Source organism: Halovibrio salipaludis (genome assembly GCF_002286965.1).
In the GTDB taxonomy this organism is placed as follows: domain Bacteria; phylum Pseudomonadota; class Gammaproteobacteria; order Pseudomonadales; family Oleiphilaceae; genus Halospina; species Halospina salipaludis.
Genome location: NZ_NSKD01000013.1, coordinates 23,417 through 35,835 on the forward strand (window position 1 = coordinate 23,417; position 12,419 = coordinate 35,835).

11 protein-coding genes are annotated in these 12,419 nt (G+C 59.2%); all 11 read left to right on the top strand.

The genetic code is table 11. The features are described 5' to 3' along the window. The 11 genes from CK501_RS16170 (at position 1) to CK501_RS16225 (ending at position 12,120) form a co-directional block, all read left to right on the top strand. Positions 1-843, top strand: coding sequence for an ExeA family protein (locus tag CK501_RS16170; protein ID WP_095618766.1), 843 nt, complete (start codon positions 1-3; stop codon positions 841-843). Next, positions 840-1,994 carry a 3-alpha domain-containing protein gene (locus CK501_RS16175; RefSeq protein ID WP_095618767.1) on the top strand — a complete coding sequence of 385 codons (1,155 nt, stop codon included), beginning with the start codon at positions 840-842 and terminating at the stop codon, positions 1,992-1,994. Before CK501_RS16170 ends, CK501_RS16175 begins: the two co-directional genes overlap by 4 nt. A 4-nt stretch (positions 1,995-1,998) precedes the next feature. Further along, positions 1,999-3,903, top strand: coding sequence for a GspE/PulE family protein (locus CK501_RS16180; protein ID WP_233128929.1), 1,905 nt, complete (start codon positions 1,999-2,001; stop codon positions 3,901-3,903). Between the two features lie 2 nt (positions 3,904-3,905). Beyond that, entirely contained in the window at positions 3,906-5,129 is a 1,224-nt protein-coding gene (locus tag CK501_RS16185) for a type II secretion system F family protein (RefSeq protein WP_095618768.1), read from the top strand. A gap of 11 nt (positions 5,130-5,140) precedes the next feature. Next, entirely contained in the window at positions 5,141-5,701 is a 561-nt protein-coding gene (locus tag CK501_RS16190) for a prepilin-type N-terminal cleavage/methylation domain-containing protein (protein WP_233128930.1), read from the top strand. 77 nt (positions 5,702-5,778) lie between these two features. Next, positions 5,779-6,246 (top strand): pilus assembly FimT family protein, encoded by a 468-nt coding sequence (locus CK501_RS17135; RefSeq protein WP_095618769.1) that lies wholly within the window; start codon positions 5,779-5,781, stop codon positions 6,244-6,246. A 68-nt stretch (positions 6,247-6,314) separates the two neighbouring features. Beyond that, positions 6,315-6,785 carry a pilus assembly FimT family protein gene (locus CK501_RS16200; RefSeq protein WP_198949567.1) on the top strand — a complete coding sequence of 157 codons (471 nt, stop codon included), beginning with the start codon at positions 6,315-6,317 and terminating at the stop codon, positions 6,783-6,785. Next, entirely contained in the window at positions 6,782-7,312 is a 531-nt protein-coding gene (locus CK501_RS16205; RefSeq protein WP_095618771.1) for a type II secretion system protein, read from the top strand. Before CK501_RS16200 ends, CK501_RS16205 begins: the two co-directional genes overlap by 4 nt. After that, entirely contained in the window at positions 7,312-8,064 is a 753-nt protein-coding gene (locus CK501_RS16210) for a prepilin-type N-terminal cleavage/methylation domain-containing protein (protein ID WP_095618772.1), read from the top strand. Before CK501_RS16205 ends, CK501_RS16210 begins: the two co-directional genes overlap by 1 nt. A 49-nt stretch (positions 8,065-8,113) precedes the next feature. Next, complete coding sequence (locus CK501_RS16215; RefSeq protein ID WP_198949568.1) at positions 8,114-8,458, top strand: hypothetical protein; 345 nt, start codon at positions 8,114-8,116, stop codon at positions 8,456-8,458. Next, a complete protein-coding gene (locus CK501_RS16225; protein ID WP_456298001.1) occupies positions 8,458-12,120 on the top strand; it encodes a DUF6701 domain-containing protein in 3,663 nt (1,220 codons plus the stop codon). Before CK501_RS16215 ends, CK501_RS16225 begins: the two co-directional genes overlap by 1 nt. Positions 12,121-12,419 lie beyond the last annotated feature (299 nt).

A 12,419-nucleotide genomic window follows, 5' to 3' on the forward strand; every position in this document is an offset into this window, starting at 1 on the left:
ATGTACGAGGCATTTTTCGGCCTTCGGGATGCCCCTTTTTCACTGACGCCCAATACGCGTTACTTCCTGCGTGCGCCCAGTCACGGGCAGGCGCTGGAACTGCTGTTGGTGGCCCTGCGCCAGAAGGAGGGCTTCATCAAGGTGTCCGGGGAAGTCGGGACCGGTAAGACGCTGCTGTGCCGCCTCCTGCTCAATGCCCTGGAAGGAAAGCTTACAACGGCCTACATTCCCAACCCCCAGCTCGGGCCCACAGAGCTCTTTGAGGCCATTGCTGATGAGCTCGGGGTGACGCTGGATGATCCCAGCAATACCCACAGGGCCCTTTCAGCGTTGCAGCAATACCTGATTGATAACGCTGCATCTTCCGGAGCCGCGGTTCTGGTGATCGATGAAGCCCAGTCCATGCCTGTGGAAACCCTCGAAACGCTGCGTTTGCTGACCAACCTGGAAACCGAGAGCCGTAAGCTCCTCCAGGTGGTTCTGTTCGGGCAGCCGGAGCTGGATGAACTGCTGGCACGGCCGGATCTGCGCCAGCTGAGCCAGCGCATCACCTTTCAGCACCGACTGGAGACGCTGTCTCCGGAAACGGTGGCGGACTATCTGCAGCACAGGCTCGCCAAAGCTGGATGGAACGGTGGACGACTCTTCCAGCCCAGGGCAGTACGCCTGATCAGCCGCGCCTCGGGCGGAACCCCCAGGTTGATCAATATCCTCGCCCATAAAGCACTGATTGCCGCCTATGGGCGTGGTGAACGGGAGATCACCAGCCGGCACGTGCGCCAGGCGATCCGGGATACGGACAGCGTTGTGCGCCGTCCTGGTGTACTGGGAGGGCTGATATGAGCCTGCTCAACGACGCCCTGCGGGATCTCGAGAAACGCGAAGGCACGGATGGTGGTAACAGGGACTCGATTCCGGCCGGGCTGAGCGCCACCAGCTACCGGACGCCATCCCACTGGCGCTGGATTCTGGGAGGATCCGCATTGCTGTTGGCATTACTGGCTTCTGCCGGGTTCTGGTGGCTGGGCTCAGGTGAGCCAGGGTCGGGCGGGAAGGGGGCTGCCCCGGCCCTGAACAATGAGCCGGTGCCTGTGATCCGTACCGCGACACTGGATCGTGGGAAAGGTCAGCAGAGGGCGGACTCGGGGACCGTGGAGCGCAGCACGTCTGAGCCGGCGGAGAGCACTGATGAAGGGAGCACTTCCGGCGAGCCCTCTGAGAGTGTCAGGAAGGTAAAGCCTGCCAGGGACCCGGAGCCTGAGTCTGATCCCGAGCCCGAGCCCAAAGCAGACCCGGAAAACACAGGGGTCGCGGAACAGGCGCCTGAGTCACCAACCGCAGCTGAGCCTGAAGAGCCCACCTCCAGCGATGAATCTGCCAATCAGTCCCCGTCGGAACCGGCAGCCGCCAGCGTGCGCGAACTGACGCCTGCGGAAAAAGACCGTCGCCTCTCCAGGGAACTGGAGGCATTGCTTGCGGATGGTCGTGTCACACAGGCCGGGGAGCGCCTGAGCCAGCGGGCATTGCTGGATTCCGACGCGCCTCGCTCCCGGGCGGTGATGGCCCGGCATGCCCTGGAGCGAGGGGAGCCGGCCGCCGCGCTGCAGTGGCTGCCGGAGCAGGCCGTGGCCCTGTATCCGGAGCTGCGGCTGCTCAGGGCGCGTGTGGCGCTGGAGCGCTCGGGCAGAGCCAGCGCCCTGCAGTGGCTGGAGTCCGAGCCACCGGGGCCGGGCACCATGCCGGCCTATCACACCATGATGGCTGCGCTCTATCAGCAGACCGGAGACCATCAGGCGGCCGCCGAGCAGTGGGCGGCGTTGATTGAGACCGATGACGGCAATGCCCGCTGGTGGGCGGGTCTGGGCATAGCCATGGAAAGCCGCGGGCGGGATGAGCAGGCCAGGGCCGCCTATACCCGTGCGCTGTCACTGCCGGAGCTGGCGCCAGAACTGCGCCGGTACATCGAACAACGGCTCGCCGCGGAGCAGGGGTAGAGGTATGTCGGAAACACGCCGCAAGGTCCGCATTGGCGATCTTCTCGTTGAGAACAGCGTCATCACCGAGGAACAGCTCCAGACCGCCCTGGGTGAGCAGAAGCGCACAGGCCGCAAGCTTGGCAAGACGCTCACGGATCTGGGCTATCTGGATGAGGACCAGCTGCTGAACTTTCTCTCCCAGCAGCTCGACATTCCCTTCGTTCAGCTCCGCCACTACAACTTCGATCATGAGCTGGTGAAGAAGCTTCCGGAGGCCCAGGCCCGGCGCTTCCGGGCCATTGTGCTGGCCGAACGCAACGGTGAGCTGCTGGTGGGCATGGCGGACCCCATGGACATCTTCGCCTACGATGAACTGACCCGGATCCTGGACCAGCCCGTGAAGCAGGCCGTGGTGCGGGAGAGTGAACTGCTCAACACCCTGGACCTGGTCTACCGCCGCACGGATGAGATCGCCTCCCTGGCCGAGGAGCTGGAGGACGAGATCGGTGACGAGGCCTTTGACCTGGCCGACCTGGGCAGCGACTCGGATGTGAATGAGGCGCCAGTGGTGCGCCTGCTGCAGACCATTTTCGAGGACGCCATCCAGGCCCGCAGCTCGGACGTCCACATCGAGCCGGACGAGACCGTGATCCGCATCCGCCAGCGCATCGACGGGGTGCTCCAGGAACAGGTCATGAAGGAGAAGCGCATCCACTCCGCGCTGGTGCTGCGGCTCAAGCTCATGGCCGGGCTCAACATCTCCGAGAAACGCATGCCCCAGGACGGGCGCTTCAATATCCGCGTCAAGGGCCGGAGCATCGATGTGCGGGTCTCCACGCTGCCGGTGCAGTACGGTGAGTCCGTGGTCATGCGCCTGCTGGACCAGTCCCAGGGTATCCTGGATCTGGAAAGCACCGGGATGCCGCCCGGTATCCTCAGGCGGTTCCGCCGCCTTATCCATCGGCCCCACGGCATGATGCTCGTGACCGGGCCCACCGGCTCGGGTAAGACGACCACTCTCTACGGCGCACTGACCGAGCTGAACCAGGCCCAGGTCAAGATCATCACCGCCGAGGACCCAGTGGAATATCGGCTGCCGCGCATCACCCAGGTGCAGGTTAAGAGCCAGATCGGGCTGACCTTTGCCTCGGTGCTGCGTTCGGCCCTGCGCCAGGACCCGGACATCATCCTGGTGGGGGAGATGCGCGACCAGGAAACCGTCCAGATAGGTCTGCGCGCGGCCATGACCGGCCACATGGTGCTCTCCACCCTGCACACCAACGATGCCGTCAGCAGTGCCATGCGCCTTCTGGACATGGGCGCGGAACCCTTCCTGGTCTCCAGCTCCATTGCCGGAGTCCTGGCCCAGCGGCTGGTGCGGCGTGTGTGTGAGAACTGCCAGGTTCCCTACACCCCGACCCACCAGGAAAAGATCTGGATTGACCGGATAAGGGGGGAACGTGGTGACCCGGCGGCGCCCGCGGAAGCGGGGGAGGTGTCGGAGCCTGCCGAGCCGGTGGTAACGGAAACCGTTGATGGTGACGGTGGGGGAGATGATTCCCTGGAACTGACCCTCTCCGACGAGTTGATGAAGACCGGGGAGACAACGCCTGACCATACTGATGGTTCTGGTAGGGATGCTGGGCAGGGCTTTGTTGTGGGCAAGGGGTGTTACCAGTGCAGCAACACCGGCTACCGGGGCCGTATCGGCGTTTACGAGCTTCTGGAATTCAATGAGGCCATGCTGGATGCGTTGCGCCGGGCGGATTATGCCGGCTTCGAGCGGGCCGCACGGGCCATGCCGGATTACGAGAGCCTGGACCACTGCGCCCTGCGATACGCCGAACAGGGGATCACCAGTCTGGATGAGGTCGCCCGGGTCTCCGCCACGCTTGGTGGTGGCACCGCGGATGAGGCGGGAGACTGACCATGCGTTTCGAATATCGGGGCCGTAACAGCAAGGGCGCGCTGGAACAGGGAGTACTTGAGGGCGGTTCCCGGGATGCCATCGCCGCCGAGCTCCAGCGCCGGGGCATTACGCCGGTCTCCGTGGAGCCGGAAGCGGAAGCCGGCAGCAGCCTGGCTCAGCTGTGGCAGATCGAGCTGTTCCAGCCGAAAGTGAAGCTGGATGACCTGATCGTGTTCTGTCGCCAGATGTACGCGCTGACCAAGGCCGGCATCCCGATCATCCGCACCATGCGAGGGCTGGCCGAGACCAGCAAAGCGCGCGCATTGAGCCAGGCTCTGGATGATGTGGCGGACCGGCTGGAGACCGGCACCACCATGGCCACCGCCATGCAGGCCAATGACCGTGTGTTCTCCGGGCTGTTCGTGGCCATGGTGCACGTGGGGGAGAACACCGGTAACCTGGACGATGCCTTCTATCGGTTGTCGCGCATCCTGGAGCTGGAGCGGGACACGCGCCGCCGCATCAAACAGGCCACCCGCTATCCGATCTTCGTCATCGTGGCGCTGACCGCGGCCATGGTCATCATCAATTTCTTTGTTATCCCCCAGTTCATTTCCACTTTTGAGCGCCTGGGGGCGGACCTCCCGTTCATTACCCAGGTGCTGATCATGACCTCCAACTTCATGACCACCTGGTGGCCGGCACTGCTGGGAGGGATTGTGGCCGCCTTCGTGGCGGTACGTCGGTGGATCGCCACTGAGCCCGGGCGCCTGCAGTGGGACCGCTACAAGCTGCGTATTCCCATCATCGGGCCCATTCTGGAGCAGATCGCGCTGAGCCGCTTCTCGCGGAACTTTGCCACGACCCTTGCCGCCGGTATGCCCGTGACGAGCGCCCTTTCCGTGGTGGCGGACGCCAACAGCAACGCCTGGATCGCGCATCACCTGCACGAGATGCGCACCTCGATTGAGCGCGGTGACAGCCTGATGCGCGCCGCCCGAGAAAGTGAGCTGTTCACACCGCTGATCCTGCAGATGATCTCGGTCGGCGAGGAGACTGGTTCCGTGGACGAGATGCTTACGAACGTGGCGGACTTCTACGACGAGGAAGTGGATTACCAGCTCAACCGGTTGTCGGAATCCATTGAGCCCATATTGCTCGTAGGTGTGGCCATACTGGTCCTGATTCTGGCGTTGGGCGTATTTCTGCCGGTGTGGGATCTGGGCAGTGCGGCGATTGGGTAGGGAAAATCGCAATGAAAATCTTCAACCATGAGAGCAGAATGATGAACAGAGACAGGATTGGCAGCACAAGCGGGCAGCAGAGCGGCTTCACGCTGATCGAGCTGGTGGTGGTGATCGTCATCATCGCTATTCTGGCGGCCACGGTACTACCTCGGTTTGCGGAGCTTTCGGAAGAGGCGCATCGGGCGAGTGTGCAGGGTACGGCTGGAGCCTTTGGTTCTGCAGTTGCTCTAGTGAAGGCGCAGTGGACTGGAAATGGGGCTTCAGGAGAGGTGGATGATCTGTCCGGTTTCGGTGATGAAACCGTGGATGTGAGTTCTGAGGGATGGCCCGTATCCACAGACGGAGCTAATGACCCAACCAACATCACTGCCAGTCGCTGTGTGGATCTCTGGGGGGCGCTGCTTCAGTCCAATGCGCCGACGATCAGCACCAATACCGATAGCGATGATTACGCTGCAAGCGTCGAAGGGGAGAGTTGCCGTTATACCTACCAACGGGACGATAGCGGCAATTACATCGAATACGACCCTAACGAAGGGGAGGTTTTGACAAGTATAGACAATCCCTGACTCGCAAAAACGGCGAAATGATCCATACTGTTAGCCAAAACACTTAAATCTTGAAAGATCTTGAAGGAGTACGTTCCATGCAACGTCAACAGCAGGGTTTCACCCTGATCGAACTGGTTATCGTGATCGTCATTCTTGGCATTCTGTCCGCGTTTGCCTTGCCGCGATTTGCGGATCTCGGTGGGGATGCACGGGAAGCTACACGTGACGGTATAGTGGGTGCTATGAAATCGGCAAGTTCTATTGCGCACTCTAAATGCCTGACTAGCAGTGATTGCGAAGCATCGGCAGACGAGTCAACTGTGAGTTTGGAAAATCAGACGATCCAAATGGTTTATGGATATCCTGATTCAATAGCTGATGGCATCGGTCAAGCCGCTCAGATTGATGCGCCTACTGCTAGTGCAGGGACATCAGGTGGAACGATTACGTATAACGTAGATGACAGTGCGGATTGTCAGATTACCTATACTGCAGCTTCTGAAGATACAGACACAGGAGAGATCTCTTCTCCATCTGTAGCAACATCAGGGGACTGCAACTAATTTTAAGAATGCCGGAGTCGCTCTGAAACAACTGGTTTTCGAGCAACTGGTGAAGTTGGGGGTTGCCCGTGAAAAAGCACGCAACTGCTTATTCGTCGGGTTTCACCTTGATAGAATTGGTGATGGTGCTGATTCTTATCGGGGTTTTATCGTCGCTTGGTATAGGCCTCCTGATTTCCCCAGGAGGCTACTCTGCCAGCGTTGCTCGGGATCAGTTCGTCTCAACAGCACTTCTTGCCCAGAAGCATGCACTAGCGGCAGGCCCTTCCACACGGATTTCTTTATCATTCGGACCAAGTGATGAAGGCTTCACCTTCACCGTAACGCGCCATTTCGAGGATGAGCCATCTATTGTTGTGGCTGAGCGTACAGTGGATGCCTCCGGTCTGAGCGTGGATCCTCGTTCACTCTCGCTGGATTATGGCAGCACTGGAGGTCTGTCAAGTTCCAGCGGTAAGGGCGTAACTTTTACCTCAGAGTCTACCCATCAAGCCTGCATCTCCTCTCTCGGATTCCCCTATACCGGGAGTTGCCAATGACACAGGAAGGTAACGTTTACGCCGCAGGATCATGCCAGCGTGGCGTTACGCTTATCGAGCTAGTATTAACGATCGTGATTGTCGGTATTGCCGTTGCAGGTGTGGTTGGGGCTTTTTCCCTGATAACCGGCCGAAGTGCGGACCCTCTGTTGCAGTCCCGGGCGACCGCGCTGGGGCAGCTCTACCTGGACGAAGTCATGGCGCGTCGCTATGACGGAGGGACGCCCCTTGGAGGCGGCTATGTGGACGACGTGGATTGCTCTCCCTCTGCCAGTGATCATGATGACAGGGATCGCTTCGAAACTATTAATGATTTTCATACCGGTTCGAATAACCCGCAAGAGCCTTTTTTGGCTTCCTCGACAGAGGATCTTTACTCGGGATATCAGGTTACTGTTGAAGTCATCTGTGCCGGTGATGAGCTTAGTGGGATAAGTAGTAATGAAGACGCAAAGCGGATTGATGTCACCGTAACTGATCCACGACAGCAGGAAACCGTCATTAGTGCCTACAGAGGTAACTTCTGATGGGCAGTGAACGAGGTTTTACACTGACCGAGCTGATTATAGTTATCGTCATTCTTGGCATCGTGGCCAGTATCTCGGTACGCTTCATCCAGTTCTCGTCCCGGGGAGCCATCGATACGGCTGAGCGCCAGCAGATGGCTATGGCCGCGAGCATCATGACGGAGCGTATGAGTCGTGAGCTTCGCGAAGCTCTGCCCACTTCACTGAGAGAGCGAGATGGTGGGAACTGTATCGAATTCATTCCTATAGGTGCGGGTGGGCGTTATGTCGAAGGGGACCGAACTCAAGCGACTGGTTCCTTTCAGACAGAGGGGCAGGCGTTCCAGAGTCGCATTACCGGTAAGGTTTCCATCTATCCCTATGTCGGCGACGCGTATTCCCCTGGCAATCCGGGAGCTGTATCAGAACAGGGCGCGGATTGGGTGGGCGACCAGGTGCAGTTCAACGGCACTGAGGACCAAGCCTTCGAGGCGAATTCACCGCGGCGGCGCTTCTATATGGTTGGGAGTCCTGTCGCCTATTGTGGGGAAGGGGGGTTCCTGTGGCGGTACTCAGGTCACGGGATAGGCGAGAACTTCAGGTCGGGGACGAGTGCAGTCGCAGGAGCAGGCCTTACCGCTGCGAGCTTCTCCGTGGACCGTCCCTCACTCACGCGCAATGCCCTGGTCACCATCGAACTTGCTCTCCAGGCTGATCGTAACGGCGAAACCTATTCCCTCGCCCAGGAGGTTCAGATCCGCAATGTCCCGTGATCGGTCTTTTCGTCTTTCATTGTGGCGCCAACGAGGTGCCGGGCTTCCTATGGCCATTTTTCTCATAACGATCATGGCCCTGATCGTTACCACCATTTCCCAGTTGCAGGAAAGCTCCGGTGAGATGGAGGCGTTGGATATCCTCTCGACCAGAGCCTTCTATGCGGCTGAGTCCGGGGCTCAGGCAGGGTTGGTGGATGCGCTGAATGAGGGGAGTAGCAGTTGCGGGGATGTTGAAGATAGAACACTGACGTTTGACGAGGCTGGATTGAAGAGCTGTACCGCTGAAATCAGATGTAACCCGTCTGGTGGTGCTGTTGTGATAAGGAGTGAGGGCGCCTGTGGCTCAGGAGCTCGTGAGGCGGTTCGGACTGTGGAAGTGAAGGCACGATGATGCGGCGAAGCAGAGGTCTGACATTGTGTGCGGTCGCTGCTTTCGTCTTGGTGGCCCGTATAGGGGGTGCCGCCGAGCAGGTGCTATCGGAACCAGGCACCGGAACTCTGGTTGTGCCGGACAATGTTTCCGAGATTACTGTTGAGCTCTGGGGTGGAGGTGGACGTGGAGGTAGTCGTGAAAGCCCGGGAGCCGGTGGTGGTGGCGGTGGAGGTGGTTACGTTAGTCAGACGTTTCAGGTCAGTCCAGAGGAAGTTTATGAGTATCAGATTGGCGCAGGAAGTATCAACGGGGAACCTGGTGAGAGTTCATATTTGAGCGGACCTGCCGGTGATGTGGAAGCTTTTGGAGGCGAAAGTGTTTCGGTTGATGAGGATGATGGGGCAGTAGGTGGCGCCGGGGTTGGTACTGCAGTATATCAGGGCGGCACCGGAGGAACAGGGGAAACAGACGGACTTTTTGGTACAGACCGGCAAGCTGGTGGAGGCGGTGCTTCAGCTGGGCCGGCGGGAAATGGTGCTGATGGTCAAACCCCTGAAGGGGGTGATGCGGATCAGGACAGCGGTATAGGTGGTGATGGCGCTGAAACCGAAGCATGGGACTCCCAGCCAGGCAATCCCGGTGAACCTCCCGGAGGAGGTGGCGGTGGAGCTACAACTTGTTTTAGGTGGTTCTGCCCTGCTGAAGAAGGCGGCGCTGGCGGTGATGGCCAGATACGGATAACAACAGATGGTGATCCGCTCAAAGCTCCCGTTGACATTGCTTACTGGTTTGACGGGGACTGGGACGGGGCCACTTCAGTTCCGGACCAGAGCGGGAATGGAAATACAGGTGTGTCAAATGGAGCAGCTTTCGTTGGCGCCGGCGATGACGGGGCGATTCCCAACTCCCCGGGAACCTGTGGCTTTGCGTCTATACCAGCCGACGGCAATATAACCTCCAACTCAGACGTCGCTAATGACAATGACTCATTCAGTATGGGGTTCTGGGTGCGAATGGAGCAGTCCCGGCAGGCCAGTGACACGCCCAGCATCGTTGCAGTGGGCGATGTAGCCGATTTCTATGCCCAAAGAGCTGAAGTGCTGGCAGATTTTCGCGAGGGACGTCGGGATCTTGTCTTTGCCGTTAGGACGCGTCAGGGCCAAGGGCAGGGGCAGGGCAGTATCAGACAGCGCGAGTTGCGGTGGACTCCGGATGCAGGCACTGAAACAGATCCTTTTTCAGGGAACTGGGTGCATATTGCCGTAAGTCATGACCTTGAAGCCCATGAGCTGGTTATGTACGTGAACGGCAATGCAGAGATCATCAGGGATGATTACCGGGGAGGGCGCTCCGTTGTTGAAGCGGGTTCTGGAATCCAGATTGGCGGTTTTTCCGATGGAACAGCCCCCGCGGCGTTTGATTTTGATGAGTTCCGTTATTCCGGCAACGCGATTAGCAGTTCCCAAGCGGTGCGTCTGGCCAATCAAAGCAGACCCTGCAATACAGGTCTGGCGGGATTTGAGATCAATGCTTCATCCATTGCCAGTGTGTGTCAGGCACTGCCAGTCCAGGTCACCGCTATTAATGCCGCGGGGGCCAAGGTGGCTGATTACACCGGGGCTGTTGATCTTTCAACCTCCTCCGGGAATGGTAACTGGTCGATTGCGGAGGACGGAGGAGAGGGCGGCATGACTCCTTCTCCGGATATGGACAACAATGGCGCTGCGCAATACCAGTTTGTTGAGGCGGACGAGGGCCAGGTCACTCTGGCTCTGTCGAACGAATTGGCGGACCAGCTCACTGTCAGCGTCGTTGATAATGAGGCACAGGTGAGCGCGACTTCGGATCCTATCCAGTTTCAGGAGAACATATTTCAGATTCAGTCCACGGATCCTCTTGGAGTGGACTTTGTCGCCGGCCGTGATCATCGCGTTCAGATCGCGGCTTTCGGGCGTGGGCAGGATCAGGAATGCGGCCCGATCACTGCGTATGATGGTGCCGTGGCATTGAAGGCTTGGCTGGATCGTTCGGGTCAGGATCCCGGAGGAAAGGCACCCTCCCTGAATGGTAGTAATGCCCTTCCGGATTCGGAGCCTGCTTCCGGCAATGTTGATGTTGTATTCAGTGAAGGTGTTGCGGAGCTGCCATGGCAGACCACTGATGTCGCTCAGTATTCATTGAATGTTCTGGATGACAGCTCCGGTATTGTTCAGGACGAGGAAGGAAACCCGTTGCCTGTAAGTGGCCAGGGGCCGGAATGGACTGTTCGCCCATTCGCGTTCGATGTATCCGTCCCCGATAATCCGGGCGCGTCATCCCCCACCGGCGATCCCTTCCAGGCCGCGGGGCGTCCGTTCGACGTCCGTGTACGGGCGGTACAGTGGCAGGCAGCTGATGATGGCAATGACGATGGTCAACCGGATGGGCATGGGACGGCGGATCCAGCGAATCGCGCAGGTCTTTCGGATAACGCCGCTACTGTTTCCTTCGGGGCCAGTAGCCCAGTTGCGGAGCTGTCTTCAACGCTGGTTGCCGGCCCTCCCGATCCCGCGGACCCGGGGCTGCCCGGAACGCCTGAGGCAGAGGCGTTCACTGATGGTCAGGACACCGTGACAACCCGTTTCGATGAGGCGGGTAGTATAGCTGTTCAGGCATCACTGGATGGGGGCTATCTTGGTCGGCCTGTAACAGTGCGGGGACGGTCGGGCTTCGTAGGGCGTTTCCATCCGGAACTGTTCACTGTCGAGCCTGCGGATGGGGCCTTTGAGCCGACCTGCAATGATTTTGCCTATACCGGGCAGGCGTATAGCTATGATCCTGCCCAGGCACCGGAACTGACCATCACACCGAAAGCCTATCGGGCATCAGGGACGGCGCCTCAGGTCACCAATTATCGAGAAGCATGGCAGCTGTTGGAAGCAGCTGAGGTTTCTCGAAATTTCCCTGCCGAGGATAATAGCAACGGCCTGGACGTGTCGGTTGATCAGGCAGCTGAGGGGGATCTGGCTCCTCTGGAGGATGGGAAGATGCTCTATCAGTTTGCTGGTGATGAATTCATATACACCCGGACCGGGGAAGCGCAGGTTGATGCGTTCCCGAGCGATCTCACCCTGGAGGTTACTGATATTGATGATGGTGATGCGCAGCTGGCTGGGAGCCAGAGTCCCGTCACTCTCCAGCCCTCCGGCGTGGAAATCCGCTACGGCCGCGTCAGCCTGGGCAATGTCTACGGTCCCGCCGGTGTGGATCTCGTTATGCCTCTCCGGGTTGAGTATTGGGATGGTGAGCGCTTCACACTGAATACCGCCGATGAGAGCGGGGTTCCTCCTACGGAGAGTGGGGAAGGATGCTTCCAGTACAGCCCCTGGAATGATGAGGATGGAGGCGACGTTCAGATTGCTTCTCCGGATGTGGCAGATAATGCCAGATCAGGAGATACCGCGGCGGAAGCCTACGGCCTCTCCGAGGGACAGCCGAAATCCGGTAATGAGGTTCTTCTGCGCTCGGCACGTGATCCGGTTGATACTGATGATCGCCAGAGTGAGGTTGAACTGCTCAATGTGCCTGACTGGCTGAAGCCTTTCGACAGTGACGGCAACCTCCAGAACCCGAGTGCTACTGCCACCTTCGGCATCTACCGCGGCCACGACCGCATCATCTACTGGCGGGAGGTCCAGTAGGAGCGAGCTTGCTCGCGATCGCAGACCCTAAGCTGCCTCGAATCGCGAGCAAGCTCGCTTCTCTAAAGCGGGCGTCAGGATCAACCCACGCCCGTTGATTCTGGTTAAGGATTGGGTTCGACGAGCTTTCAGGCTTCTCTTCGCGGTCTACGCCGCAGTATGGAATCGGAGGCCGTTGCCCTTTGATCTCCTACACGAGGTCAGCGCCTCAAGCGAGCCACGGGGTCAACAGCTCCGAACTCGTCCAACCCGGTTACCTGGTTACTGTCTGCGTTGCTTTGTCATTCGCTGATCCGCCC

Excerpts from the sequence above, each read along its gene's own strand:
- CK501_RS16205 (WP_095618771.1), top strand. The coding sequence starts at position 6,782 with ATGACACAGGAAGGTAACGTTTACGCCGCAGGATCATGCCAGCGTGGC.
- CK501_RS16215 (WP_198949568.1), top strand. The coding sequence starts at position 8,114 with ATGGCCATTTTTCTCATAACGATCATGGCCCTGATCGTTACCACCATT.
- CK501_RS16190 (WP_233128930.1), top strand. The coding sequence starts at position 5,141 with ATGAAAATCTTCAACCATGAGAGCAGAATGATGAACAGAGACAGGATT.
- CK501_RS16185 (WP_095618768.1), top strand. The coding sequence starts at position 3,906 with ATGCGTTTCGAATATCGGGGCCGTAACAGCAAGGGCGCGCTGGAACAG.
- CK501_RS17135 (WP_095618769.1), top strand. The coding sequence starts at position 5,779 with ATGCAACGTCAACAGCAGGGTTTCACCCTGATCGAACTGGTTATCGTG.
- CK501_RS16170 (WP_095618766.1), top strand. The coding sequence starts at position 1 with ATGTACGAGGCATTTTTCGGCCTTCGGGATGCCCCTTTTTCACTGACG.
- CK501_RS16180 (WP_233128929.1), top strand. The coding sequence starts at position 1,999 with ATGTCGGAAACACGCCGCAAGGTCCGCATTGGCGATCTTCTCGTTGAG.
- CK501_RS16175 (WP_095618767.1), top strand. The coding sequence starts at position 840 with ATGAGCCTGCTCAACGACGCCCTGCGGGATCTCGAGAAACGCGAAGGC.
- CK501_RS16225 (WP_456298001.1), top strand. The coding sequence starts at position 8,458 with ATGCGGCGAAGCAGAGGTCTGACATTGTGTGCGGTCGCTGCTTTCGTC.
- CK501_RS16210 (WP_095618772.1), top strand. The coding sequence starts at position 7,312 with ATGGGCAGTGAACGAGGTTTTACACTGACCGAGCTGATTATAGTTATC.